This is a genomic window from Campylobacter insulaenigrae NCTC 12927 (assembly GCF_000816185.1).
Classification (GTDB): domain Bacteria; phylum Campylobacterota; class Campylobacteria; order Campylobacterales; family Campylobacteraceae; genus Campylobacter_D; species Campylobacter_D insulaenigrae.
The window spans coordinates 394,424-420,772 of the sequence record NZ_CP007770.1 but is presented as its reverse complement, the minus strand read 5'-3'; the positions used below and the strand labels follow the sequence as shown (position 1 = coordinate 420,772).

The 26,349-nt window shown below is 32.2% G+C and carries 13 protein-coding genes, 2 tRNA genes and 3 rRNA genes; 4 read left to right on the top strand and 14 right to left on the bottom strand.

From position 1 onward, the window contains the following. Nucleotides 1–115: 115 nt before the first annotated feature. Entirely contained in the window at nt 116–625 is a 510-nt protein-coding gene (gene lolA, locus CINS_RS02235; RefSeq protein WP_039649474.1) for a LolA-like outer membrane lipoprotein chaperone, read from the top strand. On the opposite strand, the gene CINS_RS07595 is transcribed toward lolA, so the two are convergent. Both CINS_RS07595 and CINS_RS02225 read right to left on the bottom strand, forming a co-directional pair. Continuing rightward, on the bottom strand, nt 622–1,224 hold the full coding sequence (locus CINS_RS07595) for a flagellar basal body-associated FliL family protein (RefSeq protein WP_052251948.1): 603 nt from the start codon (nt 1,222–1,224) through the stop codon (nt 622–624). The genes lolA and CINS_RS07595 overlap by 4 nt on opposite strands. Before the next feature lies 1 nt (nt 1,225). After that, nucleotides 1,226–2,563, bottom strand: a complete 1,338-nt coding sequence (locus CINS_RS02225; protein WP_039649472.1) for an ATP-dependent DNA helicase — start codon at nt 2,561–2,563, stop codon at nt 1,226–1,228. 280 nt (nt 2,564–2,843) lie between these two features. Between CINS_RS02225 and CINS_RS07590 the strand changes: the two genes are divergently transcribed. Further along, the gene (locus tag CINS_RS07590) at nt 2,844–3,533 is read left to right on the top strand and encodes a glycosyltransferase (protein ID WP_084593978.1); all 690 of its coding nucleotides are present in this window, start codon (nt 2,844–2,846) and stop codon (nt 3,531–3,533) included. A 349-nt stretch (nt 3,534–3,882) separates the two neighbouring features. Here CINS_RS07590 and rrf read toward each other — a convergent pair. The 7 genes from rrf to CINS_RS02185 all read right to left on the bottom strand — a co-directional run bounded on the left by rrf (nt 3,883) and on the right by CINS_RS02185 (nt 11,702). Beyond that, nucleotides 3,883–3,999, bottom strand: a 5S ribosomal RNA gene (gene rrf, locus CINS_RS02215). Nucleotides 4,000–4,114: 115 nt separating this feature from the next. Then, nucleotides 4,115–7,023: ribosomal RNA gene (locus CINS_RS02210) — 23S ribosomal RNA — on the bottom strand. A 446-nt stretch (nt 7,024–7,469) separates the two neighbouring features. Beyond that, nucleotides 7,470–7,546 (bottom strand) — tRNA-Ile (locus CINS_RS02205). A 6-nt stretch (nt 7,547–7,552) separates the two neighbouring features. Further along, a tRNA-Ala gene (locus tag CINS_RS02200) sits at nt 7,553–7,628 on the bottom strand. Nucleotides 7,629–7,721: 93 nt separating this feature from the next. After that, nucleotides 7,722–9,234: ribosomal RNA gene (locus CINS_RS02195) — 16S ribosomal RNA — on the bottom strand. Together the 16S, 23S and 5S rRNA genes with 2 tRNA genes alongside form the textbook arrangement of a ribosomal RNA operon. A gap of 557 nt (nt 9,235–9,791) precedes the next feature. After that, nucleotides 9,792–10,484, bottom strand: a complete 693-nt coding sequence (gene modB / locus CINS_RS02190) for a molybdate ABC transporter permease subunit (RefSeq protein ID WP_039649470.1) — start codon at nt 10,482–10,484, stop codon at nt 9,792–9,794. A gap of 12 nt (nt 10,485–10,496) precedes the next feature. Beyond that, nucleotides 10,497–11,702 (bottom strand): saccharopine dehydrogenase family protein, encoded by a 1,206-nt coding sequence (locus CINS_RS02185; protein ID WP_039649468.1) that lies wholly within the window; start codon nt 11,700–11,702, stop codon nt 10,497–10,499. 220 nt (nt 11,703–11,922) lie between these two features. Between CINS_RS02185 and CINS_RS02180 the strand changes: the two genes are divergently transcribed. Next, a complete protein-coding gene (locus tag CINS_RS02180) occupies nt 11,923–12,894 on the top strand; it encodes a putative transporter (protein ID WP_039649467.1) in 972 nt (323 codons plus the stop codon). 85 nt (nt 12,895–12,979) lie between these two features. Beyond that, nucleotides 12,980–14,350: a hemolysin family protein gene (locus CINS_RS02175; RefSeq protein WP_039649465.1), complete on the top strand. Its 1,371-nt coding sequence runs from the start codon at nt 12,980–12,982 to the stop codon at nt 14,348–14,350. 47 nt (nt 14,351–14,397) lie between these two features. Here the strand turns inward: CINS_RS02175 and fusA are convergent, their stop codons facing one another. The 5 genes from fusA to rpoB form a co-directional block, all read right to left on the bottom strand. Further along, nucleotides 14,398–16,473 carry an elongation factor G gene (gene fusA, locus CINS_RS02170; RefSeq protein WP_039649463.1) on the bottom strand — a complete coding sequence of 692 codons (2,076 nt, stop codon included), beginning with the start codon at nt 16,471–16,473 and terminating at the stop codon, nt 14,398–14,400. A gap of 14 nt (nt 16,474–16,487) precedes the next feature. Further along, nucleotides 16,488–16,958, bottom strand: a complete 471-nt coding sequence (rpsG, locus tag CINS_RS02165; protein WP_052251946.1) for a 30S ribosomal protein S7 — start codon at nt 16,956–16,958, stop codon at nt 16,488–16,490. 68 nt (nt 16,959–17,026) lie between these two features. Then, nucleotides 17,027–17,410: a 30S ribosomal protein S12 gene (gene rpsL / locus CINS_RS02160; RefSeq protein ID WP_012661187.1), complete on the bottom strand. Its 384-nt coding sequence runs from the start codon at nt 17,408–17,410 to the stop codon at nt 17,027–17,029. 190 nt (nt 17,411–17,600) lie between these two features. Beyond that, nucleotides 17,601–22,154 (bottom strand): DNA-directed RNA polymerase subunit beta', encoded by a 4,554-nt coding sequence (gene rpoC, locus CINS_RS02155; RefSeq protein ID WP_039649458.1) that lies wholly within the window; start codon nt 22,152–22,154, stop codon nt 17,601–17,603. Continuing rightward, nucleotides 22,147–26,280 (bottom strand): DNA-directed RNA polymerase subunit beta, encoded by a 4,134-nt coding sequence (gene rpoB / locus CINS_RS02150; protein ID WP_039651312.1) that lies wholly within the window; start codon nt 26,278–26,280, stop codon nt 22,147–22,149. The genes rpoC and rpoB overlap by 8 nt, the downstream gene beginning before the upstream one ends. Between the last annotated feature and the right edge of the window lie 69 nt (nt 26,281–26,349).

The window sequence follows — 26,349 nt, the reverse complement described above, 5'->3', positions numbered from 1 at the left end:
TTGCCTTTGCTTAAAATTATGAGCTAAGATTATATCTTATTTTATTTTAGAACTATATAAAAATCCTTTGTTTGTATAAATTTTGTACAATTAAAAAAATATAAAAGGTCTATATATGAAATATTTATTCGTACTTATTTTTATCTTCTCACAACTTTTAGCTTTTGATATTAATTTCAAAAATTTTAGCAGTGATTTCATACAAAAAGTATACAATAACAATTCTTCTATAGAATACAAAGGAAATTTTATTATTTCTCAAAATAAAGCATTTTGGAATTATATTTATCCTAATTCCAAACAAATTTATATTAATCAACATGAAATAACAATTATTGAGCCTCAATTAGAACAAGTAATTTTCACAAAAATTCAAAATTTACCAAATCTTCAACAAATTTTTAAAAAAGCCAAAAAAATCACTGAAGAAACATACGAAGCAAATTATGAAAATGTAAAATATAAGATTAATTTTAAGAATAATAAAATTTCAAATATTTCTTATACAGACGAACTGCAAAATTCTGTTGCAATCTATCTCTTTAATCAAAAAATAGATGAAAAAATAGATGAAAAAAAATTTATACCAAAAATTCCAAACCACTACGATATAGTAAATAATTAAAATAATTCCTCATTTTTATGTGGCAAGAGCATTTGTTTTTGTGCATCTTCCATAGTTTTTAAAATCATATCCATAGCTTCTTTGCTTACATTTGCTTCTTTGTTAACACTAGTATTCTTATCATTGCTTAAATTGATATCATTCATCTTAGTTTCATTTACATCTTGCCTTATATTTTTTTGCTGAAGCGGTAATTCTTGAAAATCACTAGCTTCTTCATCTAATTTAAGATTATCTTTTAGAATTTTTTTTAATTCTTCCATATCAAATTCTTTTATAGAATTAACTCTGATAATATAAATATATTCTATTTGTGTTTTATACTTTTTGTTGCTAAATTTTAATAAAGTTTCTTTGAAATTATTCTTTCCAACCTCTGTAAACAAATCTTCATAAAAGTAACTTGAAATAATAGTATTTAAAGCATCTTTGATTTTATTTTCCTCTAGTTTATTACCTTCAAATTCCAAATCTAATTCTATTTTTTTTAAAATATTACTTCCTGTTTTTGAATATAAATCTGTCTTAAATTTCTCAATGCTTATAGTATCTGCTACAGAATACAACACGGCAAAAATACACAAAATAAATATTTTCATTTTATAATCCTTTTTCTAAATCAACAAATTTTTGCTCTTGATAAAACCTTTTTACATTTTTATCATATTTTAAAGCCTTTAAAAAATAATCTTCAAAAGGAAGTTGATGATTGTAAGTAATCTTTAAATTTTTAGGATTAATTGCTCTTGATAAACACACATACAATTGTCCTTTTTCAAAAATTCCATCAATATCACATATCAATTTATCTATACTCATTCCTTGAGACTTATGTATAGTTATAGCATAAGCTAATTTTATAGGATATTGTATAAATTTGGCCTTTATACTCACTTCAATTTTTTCATTATCTTTTATAATATAATCTTCAAAAGTGTACTCATAAGGTCTTAATTTAATAATATCTTCATTATTTTTTTCTATAAGAATTAAACATTCATTATCTTCATATATAAAATCTATAATTTTTCCTTGTTCTCCATTAAAGTATCCTTCTTCTTTATTATTTACACAAAAAATAATTTTAGCACCTATTTTAACCTTCAAATGAAACATTGAATTTAATCCTTCAATCCATTGATTTAAAGTTTTATCATCTAAACTTAAATCAATTTTTTCATATTTTGCATCAAATATTATTTCACTTGTATTTAAAATTTTTAATTTTCTTTCATTTATATAATTTGTTTTTTTATTTGTTGCACACAGTAATGTATACTCATCTTCATAAGACATTAGCTTATTTTTATTTATTAACATCATTTTAAAATAATTTATTGTTTCAAAATCTATCTCCCCAATTCTTATATGAAATAAATATTCATAAAATTTTTTATCATCAGTTCTTTTTGGAAATGATAATTTTGCATATTGCAATTTAAATTCTTGCCATATATGAGATGAAAAAGCGTAATAGCTATCTTGAAATAAAGATTGAGAATAATTTTTGTTTATCACTGGAGGAAGTTGAAAAAAATCTCCAACTAATAATAATTTACCATTAAATTCAAAATAATTTAATCTATAATAAATCATTTCCATATGCCAAGAACTTACCATAGAGATTTCATCAATGATTAATAAATCACATTGTTTTAAAATTCGTCTCAATTTATCTAATTTATCTTTTTGTTTTCTATCTTCATAATAAAGTTCGTTGTAATTTTGACATCTTTTAAATGCAAAAAAACTATGTAGAGTAATACCTCCCAATGCATAAGCACTAATAGCAGTTGATCCTAAAACTATTACTACTTTTCCCTTAGATCTATAAAACTTTATCAATTCTAAAACAAGATGCGTTTTACCAACACCAGCACCTCCACTTAAAAAAACATTACCAGTATCAAGACATGCAATTAATCTTTCTAAAACCATTTAAAATTATAGTAAATTTACACAAATTCTAATTTTAAACTGTATTAATAAGAATATAGTTTAATTTTTAAAAGAAATAAAGGTAAAAATGTTAAATATAATCTTTTGTTGTGATGACAATTATATAAAATATTTATCTGTTTTAATTCATAGTATAGTAAAAAACATAAGTAAAGAAAAAATACTAAATAATAAAATTATTTTTCATATAACAAGTGATTTTATATCCAAAAAATGATTTAAATAAAATTAACTATTTTGTGAGCAAGAATTAAATAAAATTATCCCATGTAAAATTAGTATACATAAAGTAAAAAATAACGAATTTCAAAATGCTAGAGCTTGGGGTTTTGAAAACAATAAAAATCATCCAACATATTTAAGATTTTATATAGATAAATTCATTAATGCTGATGTATGCTTATATCTTGATGTTGATATGTTGGTTGTTGACGATATTAGCGAACTTTTTTCACTTGATCTAAAAGATAAATTTGGTGCTTGTGTTCTTGATTCTATATATATGCTAAACCATATAATTCAAGCTAAAAATAATGAAGAAAATATAAAATTAAATCCAAATTATCATTTTAACACTGGTTTTTTATTACTTAACCTAAAAGAATGGAAAAAAGCAAATATAAAAAAACAAGCTTTAGAATTTTTAAAATTATACGATCCTATCTTTTGCGATCAAGATATATTAAACATTATATTTAAAGATAAAATTTATTTATTACCATTAGAATGGAATTTTGTAAGATTTTCCCTAATGCAAAATGTAACCTTCAAATGTGAAGATGAAAATTATATGATTAGATACACAAGAAAACAACATGAATATGCATTATCAAATTTAAAAATAATACATTATAATACTGATATAAAACCTTGGAAATTTTCTCATGATTTCAAAGATAATAGTCTTGTACAAAGTTTTCATAAAACTTGGTGGGATTACTGCTTTTAACACACCTATATTTCAAGAAGAACTAATAGAATTAAACATAAAACTTAAAATAGAAGATTTAACACATCTTTATAAAACTATTGTAAAAAAAATATAATAAATAAATTTATACTATTCTAAGTTACTAATAAATCATAGCTTTTATACTCTAAAAACAAAAACCCACTTATATAAAAACAATTTCAATATATCTTGCTAATAAACTAATCTTAAAAAATACCTAGAATATAAACTTATAAATCATAAAAAAGCTTTACTCAATAAGAGATTAAATTCATTTCTTATTATAATATCATTTTGCTTTAATAAAAATATCAATAAGCTAAAATAAGTAGTAGAAGAATTAACAAGTCCGCAATGAGCTACTTTCCCCCTGCCAGTAAGGCGTAGTATCATCACCCACGATGTGCTTAGCTTCTTGGTTCGGGATGGGACAAGGCGTCTCCACATCTGTATAATCACGGACATTGTTATTTAAATATTCTAAACTAAGAATACTTAAAAAACAATGTTAAGAGCAAGTTTAAAAAAACATTTTCTTTTAAGATTATAAAAAACCTTAACAAGGAAGTGATGCTTTATAAGATAAGCCAAACGCTCTATTAGTACTGGTCAGCTAAAAGACTTTCATCCATTACACACCCAGCCTATCAAACTAGTAGTCTTCTAGAGAGCTTAGAGAAGATTCATCTTAGAGTTGGCTTCACGCTTAGATGCTTTCAGCGTTTATCCGTTCCAAACTTAGCTACGCTGCGATGCTCTTGGCAGAACAACAGCTACACCAGTGGTTTGTTCAACCCGGTCCTCTCGTACTAGGGTCAAATCTCTTCAATCTTCTTACGCCCACGGCAGATAGGGACCGAACTGTCTCACGACGTTCTGAACCCAGCTCGCGTACCGCTTTAAATGGCGAACAGCCATACCCTTGGGACCTGCTCCAGCCCCAGGATGCGATGAGCCGACATCGAGGTGCCAAACCTCCCCGTCGATGTGAGCTCTTGGGGGAGATCAGCCTGTTATCCCCGGGGTACCTTTTATCCTTTGAGCGATGGCCCTTCCACACAGAACCACCGGATCACTAAGACCGACTTTCGTCTCTGCTTGACTTGTATGTCTTGCAGTTAAGCTGGCTTATACCTTTATACTCTACGAACGATTTCCAACCGTTCTGAGCCAACCTTTGTAAGCCTCCGTTATTATTTGGGAGGCGACCGCCCCAGTCAAACTACCCACCAGACATTGTCCCACTTGAGGATAACTCAAGCTGGTTAGCTACCCAAATAAGAAAGAGTGGTATCTCAACAACGGCTCATAATAAACTGGCGTCTATTAATCAAAGCCTCCCACCTATCCTGCACATTCTTATCCAAATAGCAGTGTCAAGCTGTAGTAAAGGTCCACGGGGTCTTTCCGTCTTGCCGCGGGTAGGAGGAATTTTCACCTCCACTACAATTTCACTGGATCCCTCTTTGAGACAGCTCCCATCTCGTTACGCCATTCATGCAGGTCGGTATTTAACCGACAAGGAATTTCGCTACCTTAGGACCGTTATAGTTACGGCCGCCGTTTACTCGGGCTTCGATCAAGAGCTTCGCTAATGCTAACCCCATCAATTAACCTTCGAGCACCGGGCAGGCGTCACACCCTATACATCCTCTTGCGAGTTAGCAGAGTGCTGTGTTTTTGGTAAACAGTCGGGAGGGACTCTTTGTTGTAAGTTTCTTCGCTTTCGGAGTAAATCCTAGTACGAAGCGAACCACACCTTATACCGAAGATACGGTGCTATTTTGCAGAGTTCCTTAAAGAGAGTTCTTCCACGCGCCTTAGAATACTCATCCCACCCACCTGTGTCGGTTTACGGTACGGGCAACATTAGCTAAACTTAGAAACTTTTCTTGGCTCGACAGCATCAGCAATTCTCCTCGCTATCCGAAGATTTTGAAGAGCCTTTCAGTTCTCGGAGTATTCTTATACGGATTTGCCTATATAAGCTCCTACAACCTTAGACTAGCACTTCCATCCGCTAGCTTGCTTAGCTCTAAGCGTCCTTCCATCGCACACTAATGTTGGTATTGGAATATTAACCAATTTGCCATCGTCTACCCCTTTCGGACTTGACTTAGGACCCGACTAACCCTACGATGACGAGCATCGCGTAGGAAACCTTGGGTTTACGGCGTTAATGATTCTCACATTAATTATCGCTACTCATGCCTGCATGCTCACTTCTATTCGCTCCAGCACTCCTTACCGGTATACCTTCGACGCAAATAGAACGCTCTCCTACCACTTAGTAAAACTAAGTCTACAGCTTCGGTACTTACTTTAGCCCCGTTATATTTTCCGCGCAAAATCACTAGACCAGTGAGCTATTACGCTTTCTTTAAAGGATGGCTGCTTCTAAGCCAACCTCCTGGTTGTTTAAGTAACTTCACATCGTTTTCCACTTAAGTAAGATTTAGGGACCTTAGCTGGTAGTCTGGGTTGTTTCCCTCTTGACGACGGATTTTATCACTCGCCGCCTGACTGCTGTGATTACACATAAGGTATTCGGAGTTTGATAGGGTTTGGTACATTGGTGTATGCCCTAGCCCATTCAGTGCTCTACCCCCTTATGTTACGACACAACGCTATACCTAAATATATTTCGGAGAGAACCAGCTATCACGAAGTTTGATTGGCCTTTCACCCCTATCCACAAGTCATCCCGGGGCTTTTCAACGCCTATGGGTTCAGTCCTCCACTAGCTCTTACACTAGCTTCAACTTGCTCATGGATAGATCACTTCGTTTCGGGTCTGCAGCATCTGACTTAATCGCCCTATTCAGACTCGCTTTCGCTACGGCTTCGCGTGTGCTTAACCTTGCCAGACACCACAACTCGCAGGCTCATTATGCAAAAGGCAGTCCATCACACTGTATTGCTACATAGTGCTCTGAATGATTGTAAGCAAATGGTTTCAGGTTCTATTTCACTCTGATCACCTCAGTTCTTTTCACCTTTCCCTCACGGTACTTGTGCACTATCGGTCTGGTAGTAGTATTTAGGGTTGGATCGTGGTCGACCCAGATTCAGACAGGATTCCTCGTGTCCCGCCCTACTCAGGATACTGCTAGCTAAAGTTTGGTTTTCGTATACGGGACTATCACCCTCTATGGCTACACTTTCCAGAGTGTTCTACTAACCTCACTTATTGCACATTGCAGTCCTACAACCCCCAGTGCAAGCACTGGGTTTGCCCTCTTGCGCTTTCGCTCGCCGCTACTGACGCAATCTCTATTGATTTCTTTTCCTGTAGGTACTAAGATGTTTCAATTCCCTACGTTCGCTCCATTTATGGTAATATATATCTCTATATATTAGGTTGCCCCATTCGGAAATCTACGGATCAAAGCTTCTTGACAGCTCCCCGTAGCTTATCGCAGTCTAGTACGTCCTTCATCGCCTTTACCAGCCAAGGCATCCACCATTCGCTCTTAATAGCTTACCTTTTATTAGATTCATTCTAAAACGCATCACTTCCTTGTTAAAGCTTTTACAATAAAACTTTACTATCTTAAGACGGAAAGCATTTAAACACTTATAAATAAATATAAGTCGTGAGTTTAAAACTTATCTTTAATAATTTAAAGAAAAGATAGTTCAGCATTATTCTTTAACAAGTCCTGTAAAATTGTTTTTATTAAAACTTGCTTGTGACTCTTAACAATAATAATTTAAATAACGTTAAATAAAAACTCTATTGAATAAGTATTTATTTATTTTAGGTCTTAAAACCTAAAATAAGTGTATATTAGAATTAAAAATAATATTTAAATAATTAAACTTAATTTTTATAGGACAACTATTAAATAAAATTCAATATCTTAACTAGATAAATATATACTTATTTTAAGTTTTAAAACTTTTATCATCATTGATAAACAAATCTTTTTATGGTGGGCCTAACAAGACTTGAACTTGTGACCTCACCCTTATCAGGGGTGCACTCTAACCAGCTGAGCTATAGGCCCTTATCATGGTGGAGAATAGCGGGATCGAACCGCTGACCTCCTGCGTGCAAAGCAGGCGCTCTCCCAGCTGAGCTAATTCCCCAAAATTAGCTTTTCATCAATCTTTGAAATCTAAACAAGGATGATTGAGTTTATATGAACTGATAGTTGTGAGACTTATCAGTTTGTACTCTAGAAAGGAGGTGATCCAACCGCAGGTTCTCCTACGGTTACCTTGTTACGACTTCACCCCAGTCGCTGATTCCACTGTGGACGGTAACTAGTTTAGTATTCCGGCTTCGAGTGAAATCAACTCCCATGGTGTGACGGGCGGTGAGTACAAGACCCGGGAACGTATTCACCGTAGCATGGCTGATCTACGATTACTAGCGATTCCGGCTTCATGCTCTCGAGTTGCAGAGAACAATCCGAACTGGGACATATTTTATAGATTTGCTCCACCTTGCGATATTGCGTCTCATTGTATATGCCATTGTAGCACGTGTGTCGCCCTGGGCATAAGGGCCATGATGACTTGACGTCGTCCACACCTTCCTCCTCCTTACGAAGGCAGTCTATTTAGAGTGCTCGGCCTAACCGTTAGCAACTAAATACGTGGGTTGCGCTCGTTGCGGGACTTAACCCAACATCTCACGACACGAGCTGACGACAGCCGTGCAGCACCTGTCTCTAAGTTCTAGCAAGCTAGCACCCTCATATCTCTATAAGGTTCTTAGGATATCAAGCCCAGGTAAGGTTCTTCGCGTATCTTCGAATTAAACCACATGCTCCACCGCTTGTGCGGGTCCCCGTCTATTCCTTTGAGTTTTAATCTTGCGACCGTACTCCCCAGGCGGTACACTTAATGCGTTAGCTGCATTACTGAGATGACTAGCATCCCAACAACTAGTGTACATCGTTTAGGGCGTGGACTACCAGGGTATCTAATCCTGTTTGCTCCCCACGCTTTCGCGCCTTAGCGTCAGTTAAGTTCCAGCAGATCGCCTTCGCAATGGGTATTCTTGGTGATATCTACGGATTTTACCCCTACACCACCAATTCCATCTGCCTCTCCCTCACTCTAGATTATCAGTTTCCCAAGCAGTTTAATGGTTGAGCCATTAGATTTCACAAGAGACTTGATAATCCGCCTACGCGCCCTTTACGCCCAGTGATTCCGAGTAACGCTTGCACCCTCCGTATTACCGCGGCTGCTGGCACGGAGTTAGCCGGTGCTTATTCCTTAGGTACCGTCAGAATTCTTCCCTAAGAAAAGGAGTTTACGCTCCGAAAAGTGTCATCCTCCACGCGGCGTTGCTGCGTCAGGGTTTCCCCCATTGCGCAATATTCCCTACTGCTGCCTCCCGTAGGAGTCTGGACCGTGTCTCAGTTCCAGTGTGACTGATCATCCTCTCAGACCAGTTAAGCGTCATAGCCTTGGTGAGCCATTACCTCACCAACTAGCTGATACTATATAGTCTCATCCTACACCGAAAAACTTTCCCTACTCAACTTATGTTAAATAGGAGTATAGAGTATTAGCAGTCGTTTCCAACTGTTGTCCTCTTGTGTAGGGCAGATTAACTATACTTTACTCACCCGTGCGCCACTAATCCACAACTAGCAAGCTAGTTGCTTCATCGTTCGACTTGCATGTATTAGGCACGCCGCCAGCGTTCACTCTGAGCCAGGATCAAACTCTCCATAAAAATATAGATAAGTTTAATCTTTTTCTTCAAAGAAAAAGTAAAATTTAAAAATTACAAAATAATGAATATTCATGTAATTTATAATTTTAATTATTAGTGATAGATTTAATCTATCTCTGGCTCAATCGATCACTTATTTAGATTTCAAAGATTGACTATAAGATTTGATTAACAATAATTAATAATTTAAAGAACAAATATAAAAATTATGATGATTTTAAATCGTAATTTTTAGAACCCTTTTTTCAAAAAAGGAAATGAAATTATAGCTATAAAAGCTTAAAGTTTAATTAACTATGTGATAGATTAATTAAGTGATAAAAATAATATAATAAAGAAATTTGACATTATGGTGTAGTTAAAAAAGAAATGGGGGGGGAGATAAATTTATCCAAGTTATTTTATTAAATCAATTTATTGTTTTTTTTGTTTTATAGTTTGATTTTACTTCAAAGAAGTAAGTGAATAATTAATATAAGGTATACTTAGATTTTATTTTAATTTTATAGTTTGTTTGGATAAATAATTTGTATCGTTAAGTTAAATGATTAATGTGATTAATTCGTTGAATGAGAATTGGAGAGATTTTTAAGGAAGGAGGTGAGAAAAAGAATGATGAAAGTAAAAAATAATAAAATTGCACTATAAATATGCGCTGTGAAAAAATCTAAATTTTCCATACTTTCATAAATTGCAATGCTCGCAACTTTTGTTTCTCCACTCAATGAACCTCCTATCATTAATACTATCCCAAATTCTCCCATAGTGTGAGCAAATGTAATAATTAACGCACTTAAAATCGCCAATTTGATATTTGGCAAAATAATTTTTATTAATGTGACATAAGGACTCTTTCCTAAAGAATAGCTAGCTTCTATAATATTTTTTGGAACTGCAAGCATAGCAGAATATAGAGGATTAAACATAAAAGGTAATGAATAAATACAGCTAGCTAAAACTAATCCTTCAAAAGTAAAAACTAATGAAATATTAAAATATTTTTCTAAAAATTTTCCAATTGTGGAATATTTTGAAAATAAAACTAATAAATAAAATCCCATGACAGATGGTGGTAACACCAATGGTAAGGTTATTAATGTTTCTAAAAAATTTTTAGCCTTAAATTTTTTAAAAGTAAAAATATATGCAAGCAAAATGCATAATAAAAACAAAATAATACAAGTTATAAAAGACAACTTTATGGAAACCAAAAAAGGCTCCCAATCAATATTATTTAGTATTTCTAGCATTATTTAAAATAATCAACTACCCAAACTAGGCGTCATTTCAAGAATTTTCCACGGCAGACCTTGAATATTTAATTCATCCATGAAATATTTAGCATCGAATTCTTCCATATTAAATACCCCTTGTCCTTTCCAAATTTTCTTTGCAACTAATTTTGCTCCTATCATAGCAGGTACGCCAGTTGTATAGCTCACAGCTTGAGCACCAGTTTCTTTGAAGCATTCCTCGTGATTACAAACATTATAAATATAAATTTGTTTATCTTTTCCATCTTTAATACCTCTTATAACACAGCCTATATTAGTATAACCTTTGGTTCTAGGTCCTAAACTAGCAGGATCTGGTAACAAGGTTTTTAAAAATTCTATAGGTATTATTTCTACACCTTTATGCATTATAGGTTTAATTCCTAGCATCCCAACATTTTCTAAACATTTCATATGAGTTAAATAGCTTTGTCCAAAAGTCATAAAAAACCTTATTCTTTTCAAGCCTTTAATATTTTTAACCAAACTTTCTAGTTCTTCATGATAAAGTAGATAACTATCTTTTACTCCAACTTCAGGATAATTCCACTCCATTTTTATTTGCATAGGATCTGTTTCTATCCATTTTCCATTTTCCCAATAACGCCCTTTTGCTGACACTTCTCTTAAATTTATTTCAGGATTAAAATTTGTAGCAAAAGCATAACCATGATCTCCTGCATTACAATCAAGTATATCAATATAATGAATTTCATCAAATAAATTTTGTTGTGCATATGCGCAAAATACATTAGTAACTCCTGGATCAAAACCACTTCCTAAAAGTCCTAAAATTCCAGCTTCTTTAAATTTTTCATTTCTTTTCCATTGTTCTTTATATTCAAATTTAGCTAAATCAGGATGTTCATAATTAGCAGTATCAATATAATGAATTTTAGTCTTTATGCATGCATCCATTAAAGAAAGATCTTGATAAGGCAAAGCCACATTAAGCAAAATTTGTGCTTTTGTTTTTTCAATCAGTTTTACAACTGCATCAACATCATCAGCATCAATTTGTTCAGTCTGAATTTCAACACCTAGACGTTCCTTAATAAATTTTGCTATTTCATCACATTTGCTTTTAGTTCTACTTGCCAAAGTAATTTTACTAAAAGTATCACTATTCATAGCGCACTTAATTGTCGCCACACGGCTAACACCACCTGCTCCTATGATTAAAAGATTGCTCATTATTAAATCCTTTTCGGTTTAAAAATTACAAAAAACTTATTTTGTAATAATGTTTTTTGAAACAAGAATTTGTATTATAGTATATTATTAATACAAAATCAGTAAAATAATTATCCTATAATTTTTATTTTTCCAAAAATATTATTAGAATCAACATTAGTATTGATATATTTTACAATGTTCTTTAAAAATACGTTCAAATACTATAGAAAGAGTTAATATGTTCAAATCGTTTTTTTTGTCAAAACAATGGGCTTTGTGGGCTTATTTAGGTTTATTTTTTTTACTTGGTTCTTTGTTAGTTCAAACATCTATAAATGTTGCAATTAATGAATGGTATAAAGATTTTTATGATGTTTTACAAAATGTCAAAGATCATAATATCAATGATTTTTATTATTTTATACAGCAATTTTTGTACCTTGCATTACCCTATGTGTTAATCGCTACTATCACTAAATATTTTGGCAGTATATATGCATTTAAATGGAGAGAGGCGATGACATTTGACTATATTAAATTTTGGCAAAAAAAGGATAATAATATAGAAGGAAGTTCTCAAAGAATTCAAGAAGATATTTACAATTTTTCAAAAATCATAGAAAGTCTAGGGCTTGCTTTCGTAAGAGCCTTAATGACTTTAATTGCCTTCATACCAATATTATGGATGCTCAGCGAGCATGTAAATTTACCTATATTAAAAGATATTAAAGGTTCTTTAGTATGGGCGGCATTTTTAGTATCTTTAGGAGGACTTGTGATATCATGGTTTGTAGGTATCAAATTGCCAGGTCTTGAATATAATAATCAAAAAGCTGAAGCTGCTTTTAGAAAAGAGCTAGTTTTTGCAGAAGATGATAGAAAAAATTATGCAAGTGATGAAAGTATTTTAAATTTATTTACAGGACTTAAAATAAACTATAAAAGATTATTTTTACATTATGGGTATTTTAATATATGGCTTTACTTATTTGAACAAATTATGGTTATAGTTCCTTTTTTAATAATGGCCCCAAGTTTATTTGTAGGCTTAATTCAACTTGGCATTATTATACAAGTTGGAAACGCATTTGATCAAGTTCGTTCCTCTTTTAGTATTTTTATAACAAATTGGACAACTATAACTCAACTAAGAAGTATTTATAAACGTTTAGATGAATTTGAAAAGAGCATTGATTATAGAAAAAATTAAATCAGTTGTTTGATTTAACTTAAGCTAGTTTTATAGTTATGATTTGATATAATCTTCAAACAAAAATTTATTTTAAGGAGTTTTTTTGGACCCCAGTCAATATTTAGACTTAAATCAAACCTTACCTATGGCCTCATCTATTGATGTTGGTTATTCTACTTTTATGATTATTGTTGCTCTACTCTTAGTGCTTTTAAATGGATTTTTTGTTCTTTCTGAATTTAGTATTGTCAAAGTAAGAAGATCTAAATTAGAAGAAATGATTAAAGAAAAAAAACCAAATGCAAAAAAAGCATTGGAAGTCACTTCTAATCTTGATACTTATCTTAGCGCATGTCAACTAGGGATTACATTAAGCTCACTTGCTCTTGGTTGGATAGGAGAGCCTGCTATTGCAAAAGTTCTTGAAAAAGCGTTAATAAATTTAGGATTTAGTCCTACTTTAATTCATACTATTGCTTTTATCATAGCGTTTGCAATAATAACCTTATTACACGTAGTTTTGGGAGAATTAGTTCCAAAAAGTATTGCTATTACCATAGCTGATAAAGTTGTATTGTGGATTGCTAGACCTTTACATTTATTCTGGCTAATGTTTTTACCTTTTATAAAAACTTTCGATTTTTTAGCCGCAATTTCTTTAAAATTTATAGGTATTAAGCCCGCCAAAGAACATGAATTAACTCACTCAGAAGAAGAAATTAAATTCATAGCAACAGAAAGTCAAAAAGGCGGAATTTTAGATGAATTTGAAACAGAAATCATCCGCAATGCTGTTGATTTTTCAGATATAGTTGCTAAAGAAATCATGACTCCAAGAAAAGATATGATTTGTCTTAATAAGCAAAAAAGCTATGATGAAAACATGCAAATAGTTTCTTTACATAAACATACGCGCTTTCCATATATAGATGGTTCTAAGGATATTATTTTAGGTATGGTTCACATTAGAGATATTATGCAAAATGAATTCAACGATCGTAAAAAAAATCTTGATGACTTTTTAATTAAAATGATACTGATTCCAGAAAACATAAGTATTTCTAAAGTTTTATTCATGATGAACAAAGAACAAGTTCATACTGCTTTAGTTGTAGATGAATATGGAGGCACTGCTGGACTTTTAACTATGGAAGATATCATGGAAGAAATCATTGGAGATATCAATGATGAACATGATGACTCAAGTCCACACTACAAAAAAATAGCAGAAAATATTTTTGAATTTCAAGGTCGATATGAAATTAGCGGCGTTGAAGAATTACTAAATATTACCTACAATGAAGAATTAGAACAAGTAACAATAGGAGGCTATGTGTTTAATCTTCTTGGACGTTTACCTATTGTAGGAGATCGTATAGAAGATGAATATTGTTATTATGAAGTTAAAAAAATGGATGGCAATAGCATAGAACGTGTCAAAGTTGTTCGAAAAAACGAAGAGAATGAAAATTAATTTTTAAAAAAACCAAGATGAAATCTCATCTTGGTTAGATTCAGAAATTATCCATTTCTTTTCTTGATAATCTCATCAGAAACATTTTTTGGAACTTCATTATAATGATCAAATTCCATAGAGTAAGTTGCACGACCTTGAGTTTGACTTCTAAGATCTGTGGAATATCCAAACATTTCAGCCAATGGACAAAATGCTGTAACAATCTTATTACCGCCTCTCTCATCCATAGAGTTCACTTGACCACGACGCTTATTTAAATCTCCAATTACATCACCCATATATTCTTCTGGAGTTTCAACTTCAACCTTCATCATAGGCTCTAGAATTACAGCTCCAGCTTTTCTTGCACCTTCTTTAAAACCCATAGAAGCAGCAAGTTTAAATGCCATCTCTGAAGAGTCCACCTCATGATAACTTCCATCATATACGGTAACTTTTACATCTTCAACCGGATATCCTGCCAAAACACCATTTTGTAATGCTTCTTGAATTCCCTTATCAACAGCCGGAATATATTCTTTTGGAATAACCCCACCTTTAATATCATTCACAAATTCATAACCACTTCCTGGCTCAAGTGGCTCAAGTCTTAAAAATACATGACCATATTGTCCACGACCACCTGATTGTTTAGCATATTTATATTCTTGCTCAACCATTTTTCTAATAGTTTCACGATAAGCAACTTGGGGTTGCCCCACTTCAGCTTCAACTTTAAATTCTCTAAGCATACGATCAACAATAATTTCTAGATGAAGCTCACCCATACCTGAAATAATAGTTTGACCGCTTTCTTCATCAGTAGATACTCTAAAACTTGGATCTTCTTGAGCCAATTTATTTAAAGCGATAGACATTTTTTCTTGATCTGCTTTTGTTTTAGGTTCTACCGCAACAGAAATAACAGGATCTGGAAAATCCATTCTTTCTAAAATAACTTTATCTTTTTCACTTGCTAAAGTATCACCAGTTAAAGTATCTTTAAGACCAACAACTGCTCCAATTTCTCCCGCATATAAAGTCTTGATTTCTTCTCTTTTATTTGAGTGCATTTTTAAAAGACGGCCAATTCTTTCTTTTTTGTCTTTTGTAGAATTATATGCATAAGAACCACTCTCTAAACATCCTCTATATACACGAACAAAAGTTAATTGTCCAACAAAAGGATCTGTCATAATTTTAAACGCAAGACCTGCAAATTCACCATCATCTGTTGATTTTACAGATACTTCACTACCATCTTCATATTCGCCTTTAATATTAGCAACTTCATCTGGAGCTGGGAGATATGCAACTACAGCATCAAGTAAAGGTTGAACACCTTTATTTTTAAAAGCTGTTCCACAAAGCATAGGAACCATAGAAAGACTTAGACATCCAGCTTTAATTCCAGCTTTAATTTCTTCTTGAGTTAATTCTTCACCACCTAAATATTTTTCCATCAATTCATCAGAAGTTTCAGAAACAGCTTCTATCATTTTTACACGATATTCTTCAGCTTTTTCTTTTAATTCAGATGGAATTTCTTTTTCAACATAATCAGTTGGTTTACTTTCATCTTCCCATACCAAAGCTTTCATAGTAATAAGATCTACAACACCTTTAAAATTATCTTCAGCACCAATAGGAATTTGTAAAGGAACTGGATTACCTTTTAAACGATTTTTAATTTGTTCTTCTACATTAAAGAAATTGGCTCCAATCCTATCCATTTTATTGACAAAAACAATTCTTGGAACACCATATTTATTTGCTTGTCTCCAAACAGTTTCAGATTGAGGTTGTACACCACCTACAGAACAAAATACAGCAACAGCACCATCTAAAACACGCATAGATCTTTCAACCTCAATGGTGAAATCAACGTGGCCTGGAGTGTCTATAAGATTAATTTGATGATTGTTCCAAAAACAAGTCGTTGCAGCAGAAGTAATTGTAATACCTCTTTCTTTTTCTTGCTCCATCCAGTCCATTGTTGCAGCACCATCATGTACTTCGCCAATTTTATGACTCATACCAGTAAAAAAGAGAATTCTTTCACTAGTAGTTGTTTTACCAGCATCAATATGTGCTGCAATACCAATATTTCTAACTTTTTTTAAAGGAGTATTTCTTGACATTTATTCTCCTTAAATTACCAACGATAATGAGCAAATGCTTTATTAGCTTCTGCCATTTTATAAGTATCTTCTTTCTTCTTAAATGAAGCACCTTTACTATTTGCAGCATCTAACAACTCAGCTGCTAATTTATCTATCATAGTTCTTTCACTTCTTTTTCTTGCAAAAGAAATAATCCAACGAATCGCTAAAGCTTGTTGTCTAGCTGGACGTACTTCAACTGGAACCTGATAAGTAGCACCACCTACACGACGTGATTTAACTTCTAATAAAGGCTTAATATTTTCAATAGCATCATTAAAAATTTCTATACCTTTTTTTTCTCCACCTTTTTTATCGATAGCTTCTAAAGCACCATACATTATAGTAGTAGCTGTACTTTTTTTACCATCATACATTAAAGAATTAATGAATTTTGTGATTACTTTATTTCCATAAATCGGATCAGGCAAGACTTCTTTCACCGGAGCTTTTCTTCTTCTCATAATTTTCCTTCAAACTTTATAATTTTACTCAAACAAAATCAAATCTAACGGATTTGTCTGTAATCTTGTTATTTAGCAGCTGCTTTAGGACGTTTCGCACCATATTTAGAACGAGAAACAGTTCTTTTTGCAACACCTGCAGTATCTAAAGCACCACGAACAATATGATACTTAACACCTGGTAAGTCTTTTACCCTTCCACCACGCACTAAAACAATGCTATGCTCTTGCAGGTTATGACCTTCACCACCGATATAACTAATAACCTCAAAGCCACTTGTAAGTCTAACTTTAGCAACTTTTCTTAACGCTGAGTTTGGTTTTTTAGGGGTTGTAGTATAAACCCTAGTACAAACTCCCCTTCTTTGTGGGCAATTTTTAAGCGCTGGAGATTTAGATTTTTCTAAAACTTTTTTGCGCTCTTTTCTAACCAATTGATTTATGGTAGGCACAATAATTCCTTTCTTTAATAAAATAATAAGCCTAGTATTATATCTAAAATTTACTTATAAAATTATAAACTATATAAAATGATATTATCATGTATCGTAATAACTTCCAAAACACTTTACATCGTTTTAGAAGTTATTAAAAATTTAAGATGAAGATCCTAGTAAAATATACTAGGATAAGCAGAGATAATTAATTTTGTTGTTTAAGCTTTAAATTTTGATCTCCATAAAGTCCAGTTCCTACAGGAATCATACGACCTAAAATAACATTTTCTTTCAAATCTTCAAGATAATCAAATTTACCAGCTATACTTGCCTCTGTTAAAACTTTCGTAGTTTCTTGGAATGAAGCAGCAGAAATCACACTATCACTTCCTATAGCTGCTCTTGTAACTCCAAGCAGTACAGGTTCAGCCACAGCAGGTTCTCCACCATATCTTAGAATTCGCTCATTTTCTTCTCTGAATTTTCTTCTTGAAACTAAATCACCTACGATGAAATTAGTATGACCACTATCTACAATTTTTACCTGTCTTAGCATTTGAGAAACTATAATTTCGATATGTTTATCTGAAATTACAACACCTTGACCACGATACACTTGTTGAATTTCTGAAATTAAATAATAATGCAATGCTTTTTCACCTAAAATTCTAAGCACATCATGGCTTGAAACAATACCATCTGTTAGTTTTTCACCAGCATGAATAAATTCACCATCTCTAACTTGAATTCTTTTTGATTTATCAATCAAATATTCAGCACTACTACCATCTTCAGCTTGAATAATAATTCTCTCTTTTGATCTCAATGGTTTGTCAAATCTCACTATTCCATCAATTTCAGCAACAACTGCAGTATTTTTTGGTTTTCGAGCTTCAAATAATTCAGATACTCTTGGAAGACCTCCTGTAATATCCTTTGATTTAGCCGCTGCTTTTGGAGTTTTAGCTAAAATATCTGCCTGTTTTACCTTATCACCATCGTTAACATAAATAACAGTTTTAGGTTCAAGTTGATAACGAACTACTTGATCTTTTTCTCCGATAATTAAAATAGCTGGACGCACACCGCTTGGTAAATATTCATTAATTACAAGAGATCTTTTTCCAGTAGCTTCATCAATTTGCTCATCAGCACTATATCCTGCTTCTATATCTTCAAAACTTATAGTTCCATTAATTTCTGCAATAACAGTATTATTATAAGCATCCCATTCAGCTATAATAGTTTTATCCTCTTTGCTTGATCTTGCAATAATTGTCTTAGCATCATCAATAATCTGACTATCACTAAATTCAATCACAGATTCTCTTGGTATATAATGTCTTTTTGCTTCGCGATCATTTTCATCAGCAATAACCACAAAAACACCTTTTTCCTTAATGACATCACCTTTTTTAAGATTTTTAATTCTATCTAAACCATCACCTTTGAGTATATAAAATTTCAAAGTTCCTTTGGCACCTGCAAAAATATTTTGAGTAATAGGGTCACCATCATTTACAAGCAATTCACTAGCATATGGAATACGATTTGGCACATTCCAACCTTCCTTAATTACTTCAACAATACTTTCATTTTCACCAACTTCATCACCGTTATTATAAGGGATATATAATTTTCCTTCAATATTTCCACTTACACCAGCAAGTTCATTTGCTTTTGCTAAATCATATTTTCTTAAAATAAATTTAGATTCATTACTTTTATTTTTAATACTCACAATAACATCTTCGTAAGCATATTCAACATTAATTACACCTTTAAATGGTGCTTTAATCTTAGGTTCTACAAGTAAAATAGCAGCATTACGATGATTTGCAACGATTGTTTTACCTTTTTTATCCTTATATGTATTCAAATTATAAAATCTTACAAAGCCTTCTTTATGCGCTACAACCTGACGATCTTGCAAGTCAGTACTTGCTGTTCCACCACTATGGAAAGTTCTAAGCGTAAGTTGAGTTCCTGGTTCACCTATTGATTGTGCTGAAATGATACCTACGGCTTCACCAGGTTTTACTAGTTTTCCTTCTCCTAAATTTATTCCATAACATTTTGAACAAACACCTTTTTTAGCTTTACAAGTTATAGGAGTTCGAATACTTACACTTTTAACACCGCTTTCTGTTATTATTCTTGCTTTTTCTTCATCGATCAAAGTTCCCTCAGAAAATAAAATTTCATTCGTAATAGAATCAATAATATTTTCAGCTAATACTCTACCTAAAATTCTTTCTTCTAAAGTTTCTATAACCACACCATCAGCTGTTATTTCATTAATTTCAACACCTTCGTGGGCACCACAATCTTCCATTGTAACTTTTACATTTTGAGCAACATCTATAAGTTTTCTAGTCAAATAACCCGCATTAGCTGTTTTAAGTGCAGTATCTGCAAGACCTTTTCTAGCACCATGAGTTGAAATAAAATATTCAAGAACATTCAAACCCTCACGGAAATTTGAAATAATAGGTGTTTCAATAATCGATCCATCTGGCTTAGCCATAAGTCCTCTCATAGCAGCAAGCTGCGAAATTTGAGCAGCAGAACCTCTAGCACCAGAATCAGCCATCATATAAATAGAATTAAAACCATCTTTATCTTTTTTAATCAATTCCATCATGTCTTTTGAAAGAGTATTATTAGTACTTTTCCAAATATCAATAATTTTATTATATCTTTCACCTGATGTAATAAGACCTAAATTATATGAATTTTGTATATCTCTTACCTGTTTTTTTGCTTCATCTATATTTTTTTGTTTTTGATTTGGAACAATAATATCTGCGATGGAAATAGAAATTCCTGCTTTTGTTGCATATTCAAATCCTAAATCTTTTAGATTATCCAAGAAATTTGCACTAACCTCAAGACCGCCAATTTTATAAACATAATCAACCAAAGCTGCAATATCTTTCTTTTTCATCACTTTATTCCACATATTTTCTGGAACAAAATCAGGTAAAATTGACTTAATAATTAATCTTCCTGCAGTAGTTACTATTTTTCTACCATCAACAACACTTCGAATATTAGCATGAATATCTAAAGAATCTGCTTCTAAAGCTATCATAACTTCTTCAATACCTGTACAAATTTTATGCTCACCTTTGGCACCTTCTTTTTCTAAAGAAAGATAATATATTCCTAAAACCATATCCTGAGATGGAATAGTTACAGAACGGCCACTAGCAGGAAGCAAAATATTCATAGATGAAAGCATTAATACTTTACATTCAGCAATTGCTTCTTGTGACAAAGGAACATGCACAGCCATCTGATCACCATCAAAATCAGCATTAAATGCAGCACAAACTAAAGGATGAAGCTGAATAGCTTTACCTTCAACAAGCACAGGATGAAAAGCTTGTATAGAAAGCTTATGAAGTGTTGGAGCACGGTTAAGCATGACAGGATGACCCTTAACTACTTCTTCTAAACATTCCCAAACTTCATTAGTTTTATTTTCTATCATTTTTTTTGCTTGTTTTACTGTTGTAGCATAACCTTTTTCTTCAAGTTTTGCTAATAAATGCGGTTTAAACAATTCTAAAGCCATTTTTTTAGGTAAACCACACTGATCCATTCTTAATTTCGGTCCCACAACAATAACACTACGACCTGAAAAATCAACCCTTTTTCCTAAAAGATTTTGTCTAAAACGCCCTTGTTTACCTTTAATAATTTCACTAAGTGATTTTAAAGGGCGCTTATTAGCTCCTTTAACAGCATTTGCTCTTCTTCCATTATCAAATAAAGCATCTACTGCCTCTTGAAGCATTCTTTTTTCATTTCTGATAATAATTTCAGGTGCATCAAGTTCCATTAATCTTTTTAAACGTGTATTTCTATTGATAACTCTTCTATACAAATCATTAACATCTGAAACAGCAAATTTTCCACCATCTAAAGCTACTAAAGGTCTTAAATCAGGTGGAAGCACAGGTAAGTTCGTAATCATCATCCACTCAGGTCTATTTGGAACAACTTCATCACTATTAGTATTACTATTTAAATTGCTATTGAGAAAGTTTTCAACAACCTTCAAGCGCTTAATAATAGTCTTCTTTTTAGCCTCTGAATTAGTAGAAGCAATTTCTTCTTTAAGCTGATTTAAAAGCTCAACAAGGTCTAAATTTGCCAATAAATCCCTTACAACTTCTCCGCCCATTCTAGCTTTAAATCCACTACTTTCATAGCGTTGCATTAAATTTAAATATTGTTCTTCATTTAAAACATCGCAAAATTCAACTTTTTTTGAGTTCTCATTATCATAATATGCATCACCTGGATTTTCAACAATATATGCTTCATAATATAATACACGCTCTAAATCTTTCATTTTTATGCCAAGTAAAGTACCAATACGACTAGGCAATGAATTTACGTACCAAATATGAGCAACTGGAGTAACTAACTCTATATGGCCCATTCTAGAACGACGTACTTTTGAACTAGTAACTTCTACGCCACATTTTTCACATTTAATACCTTTAAAACGCATTTTCTTATATTTGCCACATAAACATTCATAATCTCTAATAGGACCAAATATTTTTGCACAAAATAACCCATCTCTTTCTGGTTTTAAAGTTCTATAATTAATAGTCTCGGGTTTTTTAACTTCACCATAAGACCAGAATTTAATTTTTTCAGGACTTGCAAGTCTTAGTTGGAAAGCTTCAAAGTCTCTTGGTCTACCATCTTCTTTTATTTCGATAGGTTTAAATTTACTCATTATCTTCATCCTTATCAAAAATCTCAACATCTAAAGCAAGAGATTTTAATTCATTTGTAAGTACAAAAAATGTTTCTGGAATACCAGTAGCTGGAACATTTTCGCCTTTTGTTAAAGCTTTATAAGCACTAAATCTACCCTCAACATCATCTGATTTTATAGTCAACATTTCTCTTAAAGTATGAGCAGCACCATAAGCTTCCAATGCCCAAACTTCCATTTCACCAAATCTTTGACCACCAAATAAAGCTTTTCCACCCACTGGTTGTTGGGTCACAAGACTATAAGGTCCAGTACTTCGTGCGTGAACTTTCTCATCAACCAAATGGTGTAATTTAAGCATATACATACACCCTACATGAACACGTTCTGCCATTTTTTCGCCGGTTCTTCCATCATAAAGCTCACTTTTACCATCCATTTCCATTTTTGCCATTTCAAAAAGTTTACCAAATTCATCAACTGTAACACCTTCAAAAACTGGTGTTGCAAATTTAACTCCTTTAGTCCAATCTCTAGCATAAGAAAGTAATTGTTCATCATTTAAATTTTCAACAAATTTCTTTTCCAAAGTAAGTCTAGAAACGCTACAAATTTCAAGAATTTTATTACGCAATTGCTTGATAAAATCTTTTTGTTTTTTGTCAAAAATTTCTTGAATTTGGTCGCCTAATTTCATACCCACTACACCTAAATGACTTTCAAGAATCTGACCTATATTCATACGGCTTGGAACTCCTAGTGGATTTAAAGCTATATCAATAGGTCGTCCATCTGGCAAATAAGGCATATCAACTTCTGGAACGATATTTGAAACAATACCTTTATTACCATGTCTTCCAGCCATTTTGTCACCAACTTTAAGCTTTCTCTTGGTAGCAATATATATTTTTACAAGCTTAACTACACCACTAGGTAAAATATCATCTTTCTCTAAAATTTCAAGTTTTTCGTCATGCTCTATCTTTAATTTTTTCTTTTCATTTTGGAAATGATTTTTTAAGTCTTCATATTCTTTTTGAACTTCTTTAGAGTATGCTTTCACTAGAGAATTTAAAGCAAAACGATTAATTTTCTCTAGCTCTTTAATATCTATTTTTGCTGTTTTTTTATATTTTTTTCCATTAACTTCCTCATCAGAATTCAAAGGAGACTTAGAAAGTAAAGAGCAAACCCTCAAAGTTTCTTCTCTATCCATCATTAACAATCTATCGTGGTGTTCTTTTTCTAAGTTTAATTTTTCTTCATCATATGCTTTAACAGCACGAGCATCTTTTTCATAACCTTTCTTAGTAAAAATCTTAACATCAACTACAACACCCTCCATAGAAGCTGTTGCATATAAAGATTTATTTACCACATGTCCTGCTTTTTCTCCAAAAATAGCTCTTAATAATCTCTCTTCTGGAGTTGGCTTAACTTCTCCCTTAGGAGAAACTTTACCCACTAAAATCATACCTGGTTTAATATGAGTACCAATCCTAGCTATGCCACTCTCATCAAGATGAGCTAAATCATCTTCTTTTACATTTGGAATATCTTTTGTAATTTCTTCCACACCATCTTTAAGTTCTCTAGCTTCAACTTCTTTTTCATAAATATGAACACTTGTAAAAGTATCTTCTCTTAAAATTTTCTCACTAATTACAATCGCATCTTCATAATTATAACCATGCCAAGGCATGAAAGCAATCAATGCATTTTTACCTATAGCTAATTCACCTTTATCCATACTTGGCCCATCAGCTATAATTTGTCCTATTTGAACTAAATCACCTTTTTTAACTATAGGATGTTGTGTAAAAGTTGTATTTTGGTTTGTTCTTAAATTCTTTTCCATTTTGTAATGATCTATAAAAGGACCATTTTCATCTTCACCTAAAATAAAGATATTTTTATTATCAACTTTTTCTACTACACCTGCTCTTTTTGCTTTAATAGCTTCCCAAGCATCACGAGCAATAATTTTTTCCATACCTGTACCAACTATCGGTGCCTCAGCTCTTAAAAGTGGAACTGCTTGACGTTGCATATTTGATCCCATCAAAGCTCTATTAGCATCATCATGTTCTAAGAAAGGAATCAAAGAAGCAGCTACTCCTACAATCATACCCGAACATAAATCAATTAATTGAACCTCTTCTCTTCTAGCTAAAATAGTTTCTCCATCTTGCCTAGCTTCAACAAATTCTTCTAAAATATTGCCTTTTTCATCAATTTTTGTAGATGCTGCAGCAATAATAAGCCCCTCTTCTTGTGTTGCAGTTAAATAAACAATTTCATTACTAATTTTACCATTTTCTACTTGTTTATAAGGAGCTTCAACAAAACCTAAATCATTAACCTTTGCGTATGTTGATAAGGTGTTAATCAAACCAATATTTTGGCCTTCAGGAGTTTCAACCGGACAAATTCTTCCATAATGAGTTGCATGAACATCACGCACTTCAAAACCAGCTCTTTCTTTTACTAAACCACCTTCTCCCAATGCTGATAAACGACGCTTATGAGTCACTTCGCTCAAAGGATTGGTTTGATCCATAAACTGAGATAATTGTCCACCAGTAAAAAATTCCATAATCGTAACTGTAATTGTTTTAGGGTTGATCAAGTCATAAGGCATTACTTTATCAATATCTGTATTTAATGCTGTAAATTTATCTCTAATAGTTTTTTGCATTTTAGCAAGGCCTACATGTAGCTCATTTGCCAGTAACTCACCAATTGATCTAATACGACGATTTCCCAAATGATCCCTGTCATCTATATGACCCTTACCATTTTTAACTTTTATAAGATATTTTGCAGTCTTTACTATATCTTCATTTGTCAAAACAGTAACATATTCAGGTGTGTCTAAACCAAGTTTGTGATTCATTTTCATACGACCAACTTTAGTTAAGTCATATCTTTCAGGATTAAAAAATAAATCATTTACAAAGGTCTTAGCAGCATCTTTTACAACAGGTTCGCCAGGTCTCATTACTTTATAAATTCTAATAGCTGCTAAATCATTTTCATCTTCTAAATTTTCAGTTTGTTTCAATAATTTAAGTGTTTCATTATCTTGAATGAATGAATTTATAATGGCAGCATCAACACCATTTGCCAAATCATTTGCTATATCAAATTGTTTTTCTTCTTTAATTTTTGCCAACTTTGCTTCATCAAGTAAAGTTAAAGAATCAAAAAGTACTTCTCCTGTATCTTTATTAATGATAGGATTTGCTAAATATCTATTTGTCAAAATTTCAACTGGATATTCCACCCATTTTAATCCATCTTTAGCAAGTTGCTCAGCCTTCTTCTTTGTCATTCTTTTTCCAGCTTGATGAATGATATTACCTTTTTCATCTTTTAAATCATATTCAACTCTATCGATAAAATCGTTTGGATTAAACTCTGTTAAAAATTTATCTTTTTTAACATGTATAGTTTGTATAGGATAGAATAATTTAATAATATCTTGTTTTTTATATCCTAATGCCCTAAATAAAATTGTAATAGGCACTTTTCTTCTTTTATTAATACGCACATAAAGCACATCTTTTGCATCATATTCAAAATACAACCAAGAACCGCGATCTGGAATAATTTGGGCTGTATAAACAAGTTTATTAGCGACAGTTGAACTTTCTTCTTCTTTGAATATAACACCTGGACTTCTATGAAGTTGATTAACAACAACCCTTTCTACTCCATTGATGATAAAAGAAATTCTATCAGTCATTAAAGGAATTTCTCTAATAAATATTTCTTGTTCTTTAATATCTTTTATACCTATTTTCTCACCTGTTTTTTCATCTCTTTCATGTAAGGTAAGACGTATTTTCATCTTTAAATTTACCGAATAAGTCAAACCTCTTTCCATACATTCTCTAATTGTATATTTTGGCTTACCTACTTCGCTACTAACATATTCTAAACTTAATCTATTTTGTGGATCGTGAATTGGAAAAATTGATTTAAAAACTTTTTCAATACCACTTTCTGAATTTTTCATATCAACATTTAAAAAATAATCAAAACTCTTTTTTTGTAATTGTAATAAATTTGGAATGTCTATTTGTTGTGGAACATTCGAAAAATCAATTCTTAAGCGATTTCCTGATTGTGTATTTAACATTTTAATATACCCCATGGTAAAAGTATTGTAGAAAGGATCCTAATCAAAGGATTACAAGAAAGGTAAAAT